This window comes from Xanthomonas sp. CFBP 8152, from assembly GCF_014199025.1.
GTDB lineage: Bacteria > Pseudomonadota > Gammaproteobacteria > Xanthomonadales > Xanthomonadaceae > Xanthomonas > Xanthomonas arboricola_B.
Map to the genome: position 1 here is coordinate 55,083 of NZ_JACHNO010000006.1, position 15,670 is coordinate 70,752.

Annotated in this window: 14 protein-coding genes; 6 read left to right on the forward strand and 8 right to left on the reverse strand. The window is 67.2% G+C overall.

Annotated features, from left to right (window positions below; genetic code table 11):
- Nucleotides 1–10 precede the first annotated feature (10 nt).
- Nucleotides 11–1,441, reverse strand: a complete 1,431-nt coding sequence (locus FHT09_RS18120) for an amino acid permease (RefSeq protein ID WP_104606417.1) — start codon at nucleotides 1,439–1,441, stop codon at nucleotides 11–13.
- Nucleotides 1,442–1,618: 177 nt separating this feature from the next.
- Nucleotides 1,619–3,091, reverse strand: coding sequence for an amino acid permease (locus FHT09_RS18125; RefSeq protein ID WP_026064795.1), 1,473 nt, complete (start codon nucleotides 3,089–3,091; stop codon nucleotides 1,619–1,621).
- Between the two features lie 142 nt (nucleotides 3,092–3,233).
- On the opposite strand from FHT09_RS18125, the gene FHT09_RS18130 reads away from it, so the two are divergent.
- The gene (locus FHT09_RS18130) at nucleotides 3,234–3,821 is read left to right on the forward strand and encodes an NUDIX hydrolase (protein ID WP_104606416.1); all 588 of its coding nucleotides are present in this window, start codon (nucleotides 3,234–3,236) and stop codon (nucleotides 3,819–3,821) included.
- 571 nt (nucleotides 3,822–4,392) lie between these two features.
- Here FHT09_RS18130 and serA read toward each other — a convergent pair.
- Nucleotides 4,393–5,634 (reverse strand): phosphoglycerate dehydrogenase, encoded by a 1,242-nt coding sequence (gene serA / locus FHT09_RS18135; protein WP_104606415.1) that lies wholly within the window; start codon nucleotides 5,632–5,634, stop codon nucleotides 4,393–4,395.
- Nucleotides 5,635–5,842: 208 nt separating this feature from the next.
- Here serA and FHT09_RS18140 point away from each other — a divergent pair, with 208 nt between their 5' ends.
- The 3 genes from FHT09_RS18140 to FHT09_RS18150 are packed head-to-tail and all read left to right on the forward strand — an operon-like array spanning nucleotide 5,843 to nucleotide 9,451.
- Nucleotides 5,843–7,261, forward strand: coding sequence for an FAD-binding oxidoreductase (locus FHT09_RS18140; RefSeq protein ID WP_104606414.1), 1,419 nt, complete (start codon nucleotides 5,843–5,845; stop codon nucleotides 7,259–7,261).
- 34 nt (nucleotides 7,262–7,295) lie between these two features.
- Entirely contained in the window at nucleotides 7,296–7,595 is a 300-nt protein-coding gene (locus FHT09_RS18145; protein WP_104606413.1) for a DUF2388 domain-containing protein, read from the forward strand.
- Nucleotides 7,592–9,451 carry a DUF4105 domain-containing protein gene (locus FHT09_RS18150; RefSeq protein ID WP_104606412.1) on the forward strand — a complete coding sequence of 620 codons (1,860 nt, stop codon included), beginning with the start codon at nucleotides 7,592–7,594 and terminating at the stop codon, nucleotides 9,449–9,451. The genes FHT09_RS18145 and FHT09_RS18150 overlap by 4 nt, the downstream gene beginning before the upstream one ends.
- Nucleotides 9,452–9,781: 330 nt before the next feature.
- Here the strand turns inward: FHT09_RS18150 and FHT09_RS18155 are convergent, their stop codons facing one another.
- From FHT09_RS18155 to FHT09_RS18175, 5 genes are all read right to left on the reverse strand, one after another.
- Nucleotides 9,782–10,180: a hypothetical protein gene (locus FHT09_RS18155; RefSeq protein WP_104606411.1), complete on the reverse strand. Its 399-nt coding sequence runs from the start codon at nucleotides 10,178–10,180 to the stop codon at nucleotides 9,782–9,784.
- Nucleotides 10,180–10,746 (reverse strand): elongation factor P-like protein YeiP, encoded by a 567-nt coding sequence (gene yeiP, locus FHT09_RS18160; RefSeq protein WP_016904354.1) that lies wholly within the window; start codon nucleotides 10,744–10,746, stop codon nucleotides 10,180–10,182. The genes FHT09_RS18155 and yeiP overlap by 1 nt, the downstream gene beginning before the upstream one ends.
- 95 nt (nucleotides 10,747–10,841) lie before the next feature.
- Nucleotides 10,842–11,612: an SDR family oxidoreductase gene (locus tag FHT09_RS18165; protein WP_104606410.1), complete on the reverse strand. Its 771-nt coding sequence runs from the start codon at nucleotides 11,610–11,612 to the stop codon at nucleotides 10,842–10,844.
- A gap of 145 nt (nucleotides 11,613–11,757) precedes the next feature.
- Nucleotides 11,758–12,654 carry a hydroxymethylglutaryl-CoA lyase gene (locus FHT09_RS18170; RefSeq protein WP_104606409.1) on the reverse strand — a complete coding sequence of 299 codons (897 nt, stop codon included), beginning with the start codon at nucleotides 12,652–12,654 and terminating at the stop codon, nucleotides 11,758–11,760.
- A complete protein-coding gene (locus tag FHT09_RS18175; RefSeq protein ID WP_184417066.1) occupies nucleotides 12,651–13,448 on the reverse strand; it encodes an enoyl-CoA hydratase-related protein in 798 nt (265 codons plus the stop codon). Before FHT09_RS18175 ends, FHT09_RS18170 begins: the two co-directional genes overlap by 4 nt.
- A 116-nt stretch (nucleotides 13,449–13,564) precedes the next feature.
- On the opposite strand from FHT09_RS18175, the gene FHT09_RS18180 reads away from it, so the two are divergent.
- Nucleotides 13,565–13,813: a FeoA family protein gene (locus FHT09_RS18180; protein WP_016904358.1), complete on the forward strand. Its 249-nt coding sequence runs from the start codon at nucleotides 13,565–13,567 to the stop codon at nucleotides 13,811–13,813.
- Nucleotides 13,810–15,669: a ferrous iron transporter B gene (locus FHT09_RS18185; RefSeq protein WP_104537513.1), complete on the forward strand. Its 1,860-nt coding sequence runs from the start codon at nucleotides 13,810–13,812 to the stop codon at nucleotides 15,667–15,669. Before FHT09_RS18180 ends, FHT09_RS18185 begins: the two co-directional genes overlap by 4 nt.
- Nucleotide 15,670 lies beyond the last annotated feature (1 nt).

Here is a 15,670-nt window from a genome sequence, read left to right on the forward strand (position 1 = left end):
GCGCGCGTGCTCAGCGACCGTCGCGCAGACGGCTGTGGCGATAGCCGTAGCCGAAATAGACCACCAGCCCGACCAGCGTCCACACTCCCATCAACATCCAGTTGTGCAGGGTCATCGCCGACAGCAGGGCCAGGCAGCTCAACACGCCTGCGCTGCAGATCAGCCAGGCCACCGGCATGCGGAACGGACGCGGCAGTTCCGGGTGGGTACGACGCAGGATCAGCACGCCGGCGCACACCGCGGCGAAGGCGATCAGCGTCCCCATCGAGGTCAGCTCGCCCAGCACATCCAGCGGGAACACCGCTGCCAGCAGGGCGATGCCCACGCCGGTAATCACCGTATTGACGTGCGGGGTGCGGTACTTCGGATGGATACGGGTGAAGATCGACGGCAGCAGCCCGTCGCGCGCGATGATCATGAAGATGCGCGGCTGGCCGATGATCATCACCAGCACCACCGACGACAGCCCGATCAGCGCGCCGACTTCCACCACCACGCGCAACCAGGCCAGCTGCGGATGCGCCGCCACCGCGGTCACCACCGGCTCGTCGGTGCCGAGCAGGGTGTAGGGCACCAGCCCGGTCATCACCGCCGCCATGGCGATGTAGAGCACGGTGCAGATGACCAGCGACAGGATCATGCCGATCGGCAGGTCGCGTTGCGGGCGGTGCGACTCCTGCGCCGCCACCGACACCGCCTCGAAGCCGATATAGGCGAAGAACACCATCGCCGCGCCGCGCAGCACGCCTTCCATGCCGTACTTGCCCGGGCCTTCGTTGGCCGGAATGAACGGGTGCCAGTTGGCGGTATCCACGTACTTCCAGCCCACCGCGATCACCAGCAGGATCAGCCCGGTCTTCAGGATCACCATCGCCATGTTCATCGCCGACGACTTGCGGATGCCCACGTAGCACAACCAGGTCAGCAACAGCACGATACCGGCGGCGGGCAGGTTGGCGATCGCGCCGGTGCGCTGCAGCTTGCCGTCCAGTGGCGCACTGACCAGGGCGGCCGGCAGGTGGATGCCGAAATGCTCCAGCAGGCTCAGGAAATAGCCGGTCCAGCTGACCGCCACCGCCGAGGCGGAGACGCCATACTCCAGCACCAGCATCCAGCCGATGAACCAGGCTGCCAGTTCGCCGAAGGTGGCATAGGTATAGGTGTAGGCGCTGCCGGACACCGGCACCATCGCGGCGAATTCGGCATAGGCCATCGCGCAGAACGCGCAGCACACCGCGGCCAGCACGAACGACAGCATGATCGCCGGCCCGGCATGGTCGGCCGCGGCCTGGCCGGTGATGACGAAGATGCCGCCGCCGATCACCGCACCGATGCCCAGGGCGGTCAGCCCCCAGGGCCCGAGTGCGCGTTGCAGGCCCAGCCCGTCGGCCGCCTCATGGCTGGCGTGCGGGTGTTTGGTGGCCCAGAGTTGCTTGAACATGCAGCGGTTCCTGTTGAATCCCTGCACGTGGCGGTGCGGGCGTGTGCGGGATGTGCGGACTGTTGCGAGGGACTGGCGTTGTCAAATCCCCGCACACGGATGTGCGGGCTCTTGCGAGGGACTCGCGTTGTCAAATCCCCGCACACGGATGTGCGGGCTGTTGCGAGGGACTCGCAATCAAGCCTTACGGGCCAGCCGGCTATGGCGAATGCCATAACCGAAATAGATGACCAGGCCGATCATGGTCCAGCCCACGAACACCTTCCAGTGTTCCTGAAACGCCTGGAAGAACAGGAACAGGCAGGCCAGCGCACCCAGCGGGCAGATCAGCATCGCCAGCGGCACCCGGAACGGCCGCGGCAGATCCGGCTTGGTGAAGCGCAGCACCATGACCCCGGCGCACACGGTGGCGAAGGCGAGCAGGGTGCCCATCGACACCAGCTCGCCCAGCACGCTGAGCGGGATCAACCCGGCCAGCAGCGCTGCGACCACGCCGACGAAGATCGTCCCGACATAGGGGGTATGGAACTTCGGATGCACCTTGCCAAACAGTCTGGGCATCAACCCATCCTTGGCCATGGTGTAGAAGATGCGCGGCTGCGCCATCAGCATCACCAGCACCACCGAGGACAGGCCGGCGATCGCGCCGATCTCCACGGCGGTCTTGAGCCAGGTCAGCTGCGGGTGCGCTTCCAGTGCGGTGGCCACCGGCTTGGCGGTGCCGAGCTGGGTGTAGGGCAGCAGGCCGGTTAGCACCGCGCAGACGATGATGTAGATGACGGTGCACACCGCCAGCGACACCAGGATGCCGATCGGCATGTTCTTCTGCGGATCCTTGGTCTCGCCGGCGGAGGTGGAGACCGCATCGAAGCCGATATAGGAAAAGAACACGATGGATGCCGCGCGGAACACGCCGTCCCAGCCGAACTGGCCCGGCCCGGTGTTTTCCGGGATGAAGGGATGCCAGTTGGCCGGATCGATATAGGCGATGCCGAAGCCGACGAACAGGCAGATCACCACGACCTTGATCGCCACCACGATGGCATTGGCGAATGCCGACTGGGTGACGCCGACGTAGCACAGCATGCTCACCGCCGCCACGATCAGCACGGCCGGCAGGTTGATGAGGTTGCCGGAGCTGACAAAGTTGTGGCCGTCCCAGGCCAGTGGCGCGCCGGCCAGCTCCGCCGGGAACGGCAAGCCGAGCGTGCCGGTCAGGAAACTGATCAGGTAGGCGGACCAGCCGACCGCAACGCTGGAGCCGGCGAACAGGTATTCCAGCACCAGGCACCAGCCGATGAACCAGGCGATGCCCTCGCCGAGGGTGGCATATGAATACGAATAGGCGCTGCCGGACACCGGCATCATCGCCGCGAACTCTGCGTAGCACAGGCCGGCGAATGCACAGGCGATGCCGGCGAACACGAAGGACAGCATCACCGCCGGGCCGGCGTGGTTGGCCGCGGCCTGGCCGGTCAACACGAAGATGCCGGCGCCGATCACCGCGCCGATGCCGAGCATGATCAGGTGCTTGGCGGTGAGGGTGCGTTGCAGGGTGGCTTCGCCCTGCAGGCTGCCTTCGACCGGTTCGCCCCCGTCGACATGTCCAGCGGGCTCGATCGGTTTGACCCTCAACAGAGACTTCAGCATTCGGTACATCCCTAAGTGGCAAAGCTAAGGCGCGCGCGCCTGGGCGAAGGTGGTGCGCCGCGTCCCGGTGGGACAGGCAAGCGGCCTACCTTGCCAAAGCTACACGCTCACGACAAGCACGTACGCAGCATGAATGGCGATAATGGCCGCCTGGCCCGCGACGGGCGACCGGGAACGACAGATGGTGGATGCAACCCTGCAACAGCGATTGGCCGACTACCACGCGCGCTGGCCGGACGAAGCCGGGCTGGCCGAGCAGTTCGCTCAACTGCTGGACGATGCCACCAACCCGTTCCTGCGCGAGCGTGTCGAAGGTCATTTCACCGGCTCGGCGTGGGTGGTCAGCGCCGATGGCACGCGCACGCTGCTGACCCATCACCGCAAGCTGCAACGCTGGCTGCAGCTGGGCGGGCACGCCGACGGCGACCGCGACCTGGCGCAGGTGGCCTTGCGCGAGGCGCAGGAGGAATCCGGATTGACCGGTTTGCGCCTGGCTGACGCGGCCATCTTCGACCTGGACCGGCACTGGATCCCCGCGCGCGGCGAGGTGGCCGGGCATTGGCATTACGACGCGCGCTATGTGGTGGTGGCTGGGGCGGACGAGGCATTCGAGGTCAGCGAGGAATCGCTGGCTCTGGCGTGGCGCCCGGTCGCCGAGCTGCTTGCCGATCCGCAGCTGGATCCGTCGATGCGTCGCATGGCCGAGAAGTGGGTGGCGCGCGCGCGTTGAGCAGCTTGTTAGAGCCCCTTTCGTCGGGGTAGTCAGGCGCTGCTTGCGCACTGCTGGCGCGTGCGCCGCAAGTGCTGGTGCTGCCTGTCACTTGCTGGCTTCGGTGGGCAGCAGCAGCGCGGCCGGCGATCGGCTGCTCGGCTCGGTCGGACATCCTGTCTGACTCGCCGCCGCGGCACCTCCCTGTGCCGCTCTCCGCCAATCCCCGGCCACGCTGCTGCCTCGGCCATTCGCTGTCATGGCCTTGGAAGCATTGAGTGAGTGATGAAACGTTGTTTCATGCTCAGGTCTGCGAAAGCCCCTCTCCTGTCGGGGCGAGCAGGCAAAGCTTGCGCCATGGGCGCGCGTGCCTGGGAGCGCCCGCGCCGCAAGCGCGGGCCGGGGCGCGGAGCGGGGGTTGGGGGAGAGTACGGCCAGGTACCGGCTGCCAGTCTACGAGTCACCCTTGCTGGCGCGTGGCGACGCGTTTGCCATGGCAGACGCGCCGAAGGTGGCCGCAGCGCCCCCTCATCCGGTCCTTCGGGCCACCTTCTCCCGTTGGGAGAAGGGATCGCCTCGGTACAAAGTCCGCTCAGTACAAAATGCGCGTCCGCAAGGTCCCTTCGATCAAGGCCAGGCCTTCCTTCAACGCGGTGGCCTGCGCCTCGCTGGCACTGACGTCGATCACCACGTAGCCCACCTTGGGATCGGTGCGCAGGAACTGGCCGTCGATATTGACGTTGTGGCGCGAGAACAGTTCGTTGATCTTGGACAGGACGCCCGGCACGTTGCGGTGGATATGCAGCAGGCGCAGGCTGTCGGGATGTTCGGGCAGGGTGACCTCGGGGAAGTTCACCGCCGACAGGGTGCTGCCGTTGTCGCTGTAGCGCACCAGCTTGGCGGCCACTTCGACGCCGATATTGTCCTGCGCTTCCAGCGTGCTGCCACCCACGTGCGGGGTCAGGATCACGTTGTCGTGTGCGGTCAACTTTGATTCGAACGCGTCGCCATTGCCCTTGGGCTCGATTGGGAACACGTCCACCGCCGCGCCGCCGATCTGGCCCGAGCTCAGTGCCGCGTCCAGTGCGTCGATGTCGATCACCGTACCGCGCGAGGCGTTGATCAGGTGCGCGCCGTGCTTCATGCGCGCGATTTCCGCCGCGCCGATCATGTCCTTGGTCGACGGCGTCTCCGGCACATGCAGGGTTACCACGTCCGAGCGTGCCAGCAGGTCGTCCAGATCGATCGCCGCACGCGCGTTGCCCAGCGACAGCTTGGTCTCGATGTCGTGGAAGATCACCTGCATGCCCAGCGACTCGGCCAGCACGCCGACCTGGGTGCCGATGTGCCCGTAACCGACGATGCCCAGCACCTTGCCGCGCGTTTCGTGGCTGCCGGCGGCCGACTTGGACCACCCGCCGCGATGGCATTCGGCGTTCTTCTGCGGGATGCCGCGCAGCAGCAGGATCGCCTCGGCGATGACCAGCTCGGCCACGCTGCGGGTATTGGAGTAGGGCGCGTTGAACACCGGGATGCCGGCCAGTTCGGCCGCGTCCAGATCGACCTGATTGGTGCCGATGCAGAAGCAGCCCACTGCGATCAGCCGCTTGGCATGCGCCAGCACCTCGGCGCTCAACTGCGTGCGCGAGCGGATGCCGACGATGTGCGCCTCGGCGATACGCGCAGTGAGTTCCTGTTCCGGCAACGATTTGGCGTGCAGTTCGATCTGCGAATAACCGGCGGCGCGGAACACATCCACGGCAGTCTGGCTGATGCCTTCCAGCAACAGGACGCGGATATCCTGCTTGGGAAACGAGGTTCTCTTCGGCGACATGGGGGAGCGCATTGCAGCAATCGGGTCGGCAACTATGCCAGATGGGCCGCGCGATGGGGCGCCCGCAACGCAGTGTTTGCGCAGGCAAAGTCCTTGCGGTGCAACGGTTTCAGCTGAATCCAACGCCGCGTCGGCGCCACGCCGTGCAGCTGGACGAGGCTGGCGCGCACTGGCACGCTGTGCGGTTCCTACCGCAGCGCCGTGTGCCATGACCGATCCCCGCATCCTTTCGTTGCAACAGGCCGTGCCGGCGTTGCGTTTGAAGACCGAGCCGGCCGACCTGGAACACTACGGCCGCGACTGGACGCGGCGCTGGACGCCCAACCCGCTGGCGATCGCCTTGCCCGGTTCGGTGGACGAGGTGCAGGCGGTGCTGCGCTGGGCAAATGCGAATGCGGTTGCAGTAGTGCCCTCGGGCGGGCGCACCGGTCTGTCCGGCGGTGCGGTGGCTGCCGACGGCGAGCTGGTGCTGAGCCTGGAGCGGCTGAACAAGCCGCTGGAGTTCAACGCAGTGGATCGCACGCTCACCGTCCAGGCCGGCATGCCGCTGGAAGCGGTGCACAACGCCGCGCGCGAGCATGGGCTTGTGTATCCGGTGGATTTCGCCGCGCGCGGCTCGTGTTCGATCGGCGGCAACATCGCCACCAATGCCGGCGGCATCCGCGTGATCCGCTACGGCAATACCCGCGACTGGGTGGCCGGCCTGAAGGTGGTCACCGGTGCCGGCGAACTGCTGGAGCTCAACAAAGCACTGGTGAAGAATTCCAGCGGCTACGATTTCCGCCATCTGATGATCGGCTCCGAAGGGACGCTCGGCGTGGTGGTCGAAGCGACGCTGCGACTGACCGACCCGCCGCCGCCCAGCAATGTGATGCTGCTGGCGCTGCCCTCGTTCGAGGTGCTGATGCAGGTATTTGCTGCGTTCCGCGCGCAGCTGCGGCTGGAAGCGTTCGAATTCTTCACCGACCGCGCGCTCGAACACGTGCTGGCGCACGGCGCGCAGGCGCCGTTTGCCGACGTGCATCCGTATTACGTGGTCACCGAATTCGCCGCCGGCGACGAGGCGCAGGAAGCCGCAGCGATGGCGGCATTCGAAACCTGCATGGAGCAGGGCTGGGTCAGCGACGGGGTGATCAGCCAGAGCGATGCGCAGGCTGCGCAACTGTGGCGACTGCGCGAAGGCATCACCGAAGCGTTGGCGCGCTACACGCCGTACAAGAACGACGTGTCGGTGCGCATCTCCGCGATGCCGGCGTTCCTGGCCGAAACCCAGGCATTGCTGCACGATGCGTATCCGCATTTCGATGTGGTGTGGTTCGGCCATATCGGCGACGGCAACCTGCATATCAACGTGCTCAAGCCCGACGACACCAGCCAGGCCGATTTTGTGGCGGCCTGCGATCAGGTGACCAAGTTGCTGGCGCAGGCCTTGCAGCGTTTCGGCGGCAGCATCTCCGCCGAACACGGCATCGGCTTGGTCAAGAAGGCCTACTTGTGGAGCACGCGCTCGGCCGAAGAGATCGCGCTGATGCGCGGGATCAAACATGTGCTCGATCCTCATCTTTTGCTGAATCCCGGCAAGCTGTTCGAGATGGACGACGCGCCTGCCGCCACGCGCGCCGGTTAGTCTTTCATCACCTTCACATGGAATCGATACGCCAATGATGCGCCCCCTCGTTTTTTGCGCTTTGACGCTGCTGCCGCTGGCGGCCTTCGCATCCAGCCTGGCCGGAACCTCGGCGGGTGCATCGTCGGCCGGTTCGTCCAATTCCTCCGGCAGCAGTTCCGGCGACGACAAGGTGGTGGCCGACGCACGCGAAGATGCCGCTGGCTTCGTCGCCAGCGATGGCGCGATCCGCGGCGCGCGGCTGGAAGCGGCGCTGCTGCAGTTGCGCGGTCGCAGCGATGCGGCGCGGCTGTCCAGCGACCTGGAACTGGCGCAGTCCATCCTGGCCCAGTGAGGTCTCTTCGCCGGTGCTGGTGGCTGTGGCTGGCCGCAGCGATCGCACCGGCGGTGCAGGCCGAAGTACGCATCGATGTCGATCCGCAGGGCCTGTCTGCGGCGCAGATCGACGCCACGCATGCGTTGGTGGAACAGGTCGCGCAGCGTCTGCCGCCTGCCTCGATGCAGCGTATCGGCGCACCGGTCCAGCTGCAGTGGCGCACGGATTTACCGGCACACGTGCATGGCCGCGCGATCGGCCGGCGCATCCTGCTCGATCGTGACCTGCTGGACGCGTGGAGCGCGCAGGCGACGGCCGCGCAGACCGACCCCGATACACCGGCCACGCGCGCGGCAATGGCCGCCGTAGTGCACGAACTGGCGCATGTGCTGGATCGCGGCGCGCACGGTGGCCTGTCGCGCGACCCGCGGCTGCGCGATCTTGCCGGCTGGCAGGTGCGCCCCTGGCGGATCGGGCGTGGCGCGAACCGGTTCAGCGATCGCAGCCCAGACGATTACGAACGGCGCAGCCCAGCCGAATTCGTCGCGGTGAATCTCGAACATTACGTGCTCGATGCCGATTATCACTGCCGGCGTCCGGCATTGGCGGCCTGGTTTGCCGAGCAGGTGGGCGCCATGCCCGATGCAACGCGTTGCGAGACGACGCTGCCGTACCTGCAGGCCGACAACGATGCCGGCGCGATGTCGCTGCTGGCACTGGATCCAGCGCGCGTGTATGCGGTGGACTACCTGCTGGCCGAGGGCAACACGCAGCCGATGAGCCGTTGGGGCCACAGCATGTTGCGTCTGGTGATCTGTGCCCCTGGCCGCGCACCCGGTCCCGGTTGCCGTCTGGATCTGCAGTATCACCGCGTACTGTCGTTCCGCGCTTTTGTCGGCGATGTGCAGATTTCCAGCTGGCGCGGGCTGACCGGCTCGTATCCCTCGCGGTTGTTCGTATTGCCGTTGAATCAGGTCGTGGACGAATACACCAAGGTGGAGCTGCGTGCGCTGTCGTCGGTGCCGCTGACACTGACACCTGAGGAAATTGCCGCGCTGCTCGCACGCGCCGCGCAGGTGCATTGGAGTTACGACGGGCGCTACTACTTCATCGGCAACAACTGCGCGGTGGAGACCTTCAAGCTCCTGCACGATGGCGTGCCGCGGCTGTCCGCAGCCGGGCTGTCGTCGATCACCCCGCGCGGCGTAAGGCTGCGGTTGCAGCGCGCCGGCATCGCCGACATGCAGGTGCTGGACGACCGTGCGCAGGCGATTCGCCAAGGTTATTACTTCGAGTCGGCGGCGGCGCATTACCAGGCCATGTTCGAGGTGATCCGCCGCGGCCTGCCGGTGCCGCAGGCCGACGTGGAGCAATGGCTGGACGCGCGCGCGGACGCACGTGCGCAGTGGTTCGACCGCGGCGGTCTACGCGAGACGGCTGCGGCGTTGTTGCTCGAACAGGCCGCACTGCGGCGCCAGGAATTGCGCGCGCGCGATGCGCTCAAGCGCCTGCTGACACCGGGCGCGGCCGCGCGTGACTCGGTGCAGGGTCAGCTGCAGTCGCTGTTTGCCCGGCAGGCCCAGCTCAGTCATCCGGCCACGTTGTTGGGCAGCGCCGGCTACGGACTGCCGCAAGCAGACGAGCAGCAATACCTGAGCGCGCGCGTGGCGCAGGAAACCGGCGTATTGGTCGACGGGTGGACACAGCTGCAGAGGCTCGGGCGGCAGCAACTGCCGGCCGACGTCCGCAATGCATTGGAGCAGGGCGAGGCGAATGTGCAACGTCTGCGCGCACGCTTGCGCGTGCTAGCGCGCGGTGATGCGGCTGCCGACAAAGTGCGGTCGGAGATGGATATACCTCTGCGGGCGCAATAGCGATTCGGACGACGCCGGAGGGCGGTACGAGCCCCTCTCCGGCCGGGGCGAGAAGGCACTGCTTGCGCGCCACTGGCGCGCGTGGCTTGGAGCGCCCGCGCTGCTAGCGCGGTCCGGGGCGCGGAGCGGGGTGAGGGTACGGGGCGAAGCTCTCGTATAGGTCCAACTGCATGAGGCTTCGCCCGTACCCTCATCCGGCGCTTTGCGCCACCTTCTCCCGATGGAAGAAGGGACGCGCTGTCGCCTGCAGCTGTAAGTCCCAGTTCCCGGTGCGCCGGCCAGGGACGACGCATCGCACCAACTGGGACCTATCACACCAGCCGGCGCGCCTCATCCAGCGGGTTGCAGATCCGCCTGCACCGAATACTTGCGCAGCCAGTCGCTGACCTGCGCGTCGTTGCGGTACTGCTGCATCAGCGTTGCAAGCCGTGCCGGTGCCGGCGTGCAGAACTGCGCGATCGCCACCTCGATCTCGTGGCGGCGATCTGCGTCGTACGGCTCCTCGCCCGCGAAGTGTTCGCAGGTGTCGTAGTCCTCCACCAGCATGCGCACCTCCTCCGGCATGCCGCACAGGCCGGGCGGATGTTGCAGCCATTCGTCGTCCACCTTGGCGTCGGTGCAGGCCACCGGCGCGGGTGCGGGCGTGGCTGTCGGCGCCGGGGCCGGAGCCGGTTGCGCCGTGCAGGCGGCCAACAGCCCCAGCGTCACCACAACGACCAGCTTGCGCATCAGTCGGCGCGGCCGGCGAATTCGCCGGTGGTGGTGTTGACCAGCACGCGCTCGCCGTTGGTGATGTACTCGGGCACCATGATTTCCAGGCCGGTGTTGAGCTTGGCCGGCTTGGGCCGCTTGGTGGCGGTGCCGCCCTTGAGCTCGGGCGGGGTTTCGACCACCTCCAGCGTCACCGTCTGCGGCAGTTGCACGGCCACCGGCTGGTCGTCGATCACCTGCACGTAGATGCCGGTCAGCCCGTCGATGATGTAACCGGCATCGGTGCCGATCACATCCGCATCCAGCGTGTAGGGCGTGAAGTCTTCGTCGTCCATGAACACGAACGCCTCGCCGTCCTTGTACGAGAACGTCGACAGACGACGCAGCAGCTCCACTTCCGGCAGGTTGTCGTCCGCGTCGAAGCTGGCGTCCAGCTTGGCGCCGCCGGGCACGCTGTACATGATGAAGCGGAAGCGCACGTTGCCGCCGCGGCCCTGCGGCGAACTGCGCTCGATGTCGCGGATCTGGTAAATGCCGCCGTTGTATTCGACGACGTTGCCTTTCTTGATGTCGTTAGCTTTCATGGGAATCGGGAGTTGGGAATGGGGAATCGAAAAAGCCGGGGCCGGGGTGCTGAGAGTAGGGTTACGATTCCCCACTCCCGATTCCCGATTCCCGGCTACTTGAGCGCCAACCGCACGCCGCCGTCCAGGCGAATCACGTCGCCATTGAGGTAGCGATTGCGCAGGATGAAGGCGACGGTGTCGGCGTATTCGTCGGGTTGGCCCAGGCGCGAGGGGAACGGGATGGCCGCGGCCAGCGATTGCTGCACCGCTTCGGGCATGCCGTCCACCATCGGGGTCCAGAACACGCCCGGTGCGATCGTCATTACGCGGATGCCGAAGCGGGCCAGTTCGCGTGCCATCGGCAAGGTCATGCCGACCACGCCACCCTTGCTTGCTGCATAGGCGGCCTGGCCGATCTGGCCTTCGTAGGCGGCCACCGAGGCGGTGTTGACGATCACGCCGCGCTCGCCGTCGTCGCCGGCGCCGTTGTGCTGCATCACATCGGCCGCCGCCTTGGCCACGTTGAAGCTGCCGACCAGGTTGACCAACACGGTGGTGCGGAAGGTTGCCAGCGGCATCGGCGCTTCCTTGCCGAGCACCCGGCCCGAGCCCAGGATGCCGGCGCAGTTCACCGCCAGGTTGAGCCCGCCCAGTGCCTGCGCGGCCTGCGCCACGTTGGCGGCGACCTGCGCCTCGTCGGTGACATCGGTGGCGAAGTACTGCGCATTGCCCGCACCGAGCAGCGCCAGCGCCGCGTCGGCCTTGTCGGCGTTGACGTCGAACAGGGCGACCTTGCCGCCGTCGGCCACGATGCGCTGCGCCACGGCCAGGCCCAGGCCGGAGACGCCGCCGGTGACGATGGCAAGAACAGAAGAAGGCTGCATGCGGTGGTTCCTTGAAATCCTGGAGGCCGGTGGATGCCGGCAGGCGAACGGGTGACGACGCAGCCGGCGATTCTAGCCGAAGCGTCTGTGCGACCGACCTGGAAGATGCGCGGGCGCGGCGACGGTGGCGTGCAGGACTGGCGCCTCAGCCGGCGGCCTCTAACGCCTTGCCGACCTTGCTGCCGGTCTGGCGACCGAGCAACTGCGCCAGCCAGCGGCCGGTGCGGGCGAGGGCGGGCAGGTCGATGCCGGTCGGCATGCCCAGCCCATGCAGCAGATACACCACATCTTCGCTGGCGACATTGCCGCTGGCGCCCCTGGCGTAGGGGCAACCGCCGGCACCGGACACCGCCGCATCGACCACGCGCACGCCTTGCTCCAGGCAGGCGGCGATGTTGGCCAGCGCCTGGCCGTAGGTATCGTGGAAGTGCACGGCCAATGCCGGCATCGGGACCGCCTGCGCCACCGCGGCCAGCATCCGGCGTGCCTTGGCCGGGGTGCCGACGCCGATGGTGTCGCCCAGCGAAATCTCGTAGCAGCCCAGTGCGTACAGCCGTTGCGCGACATCGACCACGTCGGCCACCGGCACCTCGCCTTGATACGGGCAGCCCAGCACGGTGGAGACGTAGCCGCGCACGCGCACGCCGTCGAGCGCGGCCTGTTCCAGGATCGGCCGAAAGCGCGCGATCGATTCGTCGATGCCGGCGTTGGTGTTGGTGCGATTGAATGCCTCCGACGCCGCCGTGAACACCGCCACCTCCTGCGCACCGGCGGCGCGCGCGCGCGCATAGCCTTGCAGGTTCGGCACCAGCACCGGATAGGCGATGCCCGGCGCCTGGCTGATGCCGGCGAACACCTCGGCCGCGTCGGCCAGTTGCGGCACCCAGCGCGGGCTGACGAAGCTGGTCGCCTCGATGCTGCGCAGCCCGGTCGCGGAGAGTCGATCGATCAGCGCGATCTTGTCGGCGGTGGCGATCGGTATCGCTTCGTTCTGCAGGCCATCGCGCGGCCCGACCTCGACAATGCGGACAAAGTCGCTCACGCCGCGCTCTCCGGCACCCAGGCCGGGCTGCGCTTGTCGAGGAAGGCGCCCAAACCTTCCTGGCCTTCCGCGGAAACGCGCAGGCGTGCGATCCATGCGGCATTGGCGGCGTCGATGGCGTCGCGGTCGATCGGCGGCAGCACCGCGCGCACCAGCGCCTTGGCGCTGGCCGCCGCCAATGGCGCGGCCGCCAGCAACAGGCGGACCTGACGCTCCACCGCGATGTCCAGCTGGTCGGTGGCGACCAGCTGATGCAACAGGCCCAGCAACTGTGCGGTGGCCGCGTCGAAGATCTCGGCAGTGGCGAACCAGCGCCGTGCCTGCCGCGCCCCAATCGCTGCGATGACATACGGTGAAATCACTGCCGGCAGCAGGCCGAGCTTGCTTTCGGTCAGTCCGAAGCGCGCCTCGGTGCAGCCGATGGCGATATCGCAGCACGCCACCAGGCCCACGCCGCCGCCGAACGCCGCGCCGTTGACGCGTGCGATGGTCGGCTTGGGCAACTCGTCCAGCGTGCGCATCAGGCGCGCGAGGGCGAGCGCATCGGCTGCATTGTCGGCCTCGCTGGCGCCGGCCATGCCGCGCATCCAGTTCAGGTCGGCGCCCGCAGAGAACGCAACGCCGGCACCGGTGATCACAACGACGCGGATCTGCGCTGCCTGGCCGGCCTGCTGCAAGGCTTCGGTAAGCGCGCCGATCAAGGTCGCATCGAAGGCGTTATGCACCGCCGGGCGGTGCAGTCGCAACGTGCGGACCGCTCCCTGGTCTTCCACGATCAAGCCGGTGTCCTGCATTGCGTCAACGTCCATGAATGGGATGCGAACCATGATAGCGGCACGGGTCGGCCGAGCCATGACGCGGTGCGTCGATGCTAGAATTGAGAACCATTCCTAACAATCAGGCCGTCTTTGTGACGCTGTCCGACATGCCCTTGCATCGCGCCGCCATCGTGGATTCCGTGGAGGATCGCCTCCCCAACGACACGATCGCCCGGCGCCTGCGCGAACTGGGCTTTGTCGCTGGCGAAGAAGTCACGGTGCTGGCGACCGGTCCGGTCGGGCGCGAACCGCTGCTGGTACAGGTCGGTTACACGCGGTTCGCCCTGCGCCGCAGCGAGGCGGCACGCGTGCAGGTACGCGTCGATGGAGCACAGGCATGAGCGCGGCGAGCGTTCCGTTGCGGCTGGCGCTGGTTGGCAATCCCAACAGCGGCAAGACCGCGCTGTTCAATCAGTTGACCGGCAGCCGGCAGAAGGTCGCCAACTACACCGGCGTCACCGTCGAACGCAAGGAGGGACACTTCCGCGCGCCGTCCGGGCGCGACTTCGCGGTGCTGGATCTGCCCGGCGCCTACAGCCTGCAGCCGGCCAGCCTGGACGAGGCGATCACCCGTGACCTGTGCCGGGGCTTCTATCCCGGCGAACCGGCGCCGGACGTGCTGGTCTGCGTGATGGATGCGACCAACCTGCGCCTGCATCTGCGTTTTGCGCTGGAGCTGCGCGAGCTGGGCCGGCCGATGATCGTGGCCTTGAACATGGTCGACGCCGCGCAGCGGCGCGGCATCGTCATCAACCTGCCGGCGCTGGAACAGGCGCTCGGGGTGCCGGTGGTGGAAACCGTGGCGGTGCGCCGCGGCGGCGCCAAGGCGCTGGTCGAGCGCATCGACGCGCAGGCCGCGAGCCTGGCGGCACCGGGCGCCGCGCCGCCTGCAGATGGCAACTACCATGCGCAGGTGCGGCAGATCCTGAGTGCGGCTGTGACCATGCCGACCCGCACCTCGCGGGTGGACGACGCGCTGGACCGCTGGCTGCTTCACCCGCTCTGGGGCCTGGTCACGCTGGCGGTGGTGATGTTCCTGATCTTCCAGGCGGTGTATGCCTGGGCCAACCCAGTGATGGACCTGATCGATGCCGGCACCGCGATGCTGGGCGAGTGGGCGGGCACTACGCTGCCGGAGGGCCCGCTCAACAGCCTGCTCAAGGACGGCATCATCACTGGCCTGGGCGGGGTGATCAAGTTCCTGCCGCAGATCCTGATCCTGTTCGCCTTCATCCTGGCGCTGGAGGAGTCCGGCTACCTGCCGCGCGCGGCCTTCCTGCTCGACCGCATGATGTCTGCCGCCGGCTTGTCCGGGCGCTCGTTCATCCCGTTGCTGTCGAGCTTCGCCTGTGCGGTGCCCGGCATCATGTCCACCCGCAGCATCCAGGACCCGCGCGACCGGTTCGCCACCATCATGGTCGCGCCATTGATGACGTGTTCGGCGCGCCTGCCGGTGTATGCCTTGCTGATCGGCGCCTTCATCCCGCAGAAGACCGTGTGGGGCGTCTTCAACCAGCAGGGCCTGATCCTGTTCGGCTTGTATGCCGCGGCCATCGTCAGCGCGCTGCTGGTGTCGTGGACAATGAAGAAGTGGCGCCGCGACAAGAGCGAGCACCCGCTGATGCTGGAGCTGCCGTCCTATCGCCTGCCGCATCTGCCCGACCTGGCGCTGGGGCTGTGGGAGCGTGCGCTGATCTTCCTCAAGCGCGTCGGCGGCATCATTCTGGCCCTGACCATCCTGCTGTGGTTCCTGCTGTCGTTTCCGGCCGCGCCGGCCGACGCCACCTTGCCGGCGATCGATTACAGCTTCGCCGGGCGCATCGGCCATGCGATGGCGATCTTCTTCGCGCCGTTGGGCTTCAACTGGCAGATCTGCATCGCGCTGATTCCCGGCCTGGCCGCGCGCGAAGTGGCGGTGGCCTCGCTGGCGACCGTGTACGCACTGTCGGCTGCCGATGACGATGCCGCGGCGCAGGCCTTGTCGCCGCTGATCAGCGATGGCTGGTCGCTGGCCACCGCGCTGTCGCTGCTGGTCTGGTACATCTACGCGCCGATGTGCATCTCCACGCTGGCCACGATCAAGCGCGAAACCAACTCGTGGAAGCAGATGACGGTCAGCGCGGTGTACCTGTTCGCGCTGGCCTACCTGGCCTCGCTGGTGACCTACCAGCTGGCCGTGCTGCTGGGAGCCGGCTGAG

Bases quoted from the DNA above. Each gene is read 5' to 3' on its own strand.
- FHT09_RS18120 (WP_104606417.1), bottom strand. From the start codon at position 1,441: ATGTTCAAGCAACTCTGGGCCACCAAACACCCGCACGCCAGCCATGAG.
- FHT09_RS18125 (WP_026064795.1), bottom strand. From the start codon at position 3,091: ATGCTGAAGTCTCTGTTGAGGGTCAAACCGATCGAGCCCGCTGGACAT.
- FHT09_RS18130 (WP_104606416.1), top strand. From the start codon at position 3,234: ATGGCCGCCTGGCCCGCGACGGGCGACCGGGAACGACAGATGGTGGAT.
- serA (WP_104606415.1), bottom strand. From the start codon at position 5,634: ATGTCGCCGAAGAGAACCTCGTTTCCCAAGCAGGATATCCGCGTCCTG.
- FHT09_RS18140 (WP_104606414.1), top strand. From the start codon at position 5,843: ATGACCGATCCCCGCATCCTTTCGTTGCAACAGGCCGTGCCGGCGTTG.
- FHT09_RS18145 (WP_104606413.1), top strand. From the start codon at position 7,296: ATGATGCGCCCCCTCGTTTTTTGCGCTTTGACGCTGCTGCCGCTGGCG.
- FHT09_RS18155 (WP_104606411.1), bottom strand. From the start codon at position 10,180: ATGCGCAAGCTGGTCGTTGTGGTGACGCTGGGGCTGTTGGCCGCCTGC.
- yeiP (WP_016904354.1), bottom strand. From the start codon at position 10,746: ATGAAAGCTAACGACATCAAGAAAGGCAACGTCGTCGAATACAACGGC.
- FHT09_RS18165 (WP_104606410.1), bottom strand. From the start codon at position 11,612: ATGCAGCCTTCTTCTGTTCTTGCCATCGTCACCGGCGGCGTCTCCGGC.
- FHT09_RS18175 (WP_184417066.1), bottom strand. From the start codon at position 13,448: ATGCAGGACACCGGCTTGATCGTGGAAGACCAGGGAGCGGTCCGCACG.
- FHT09_RS18185 (WP_104537513.1), top strand. From the start codon at position 13,810: ATGAGCGCGGCGAGCGTTCCGTTGCGGCTGGCGCTGGTTGGCAATCCC.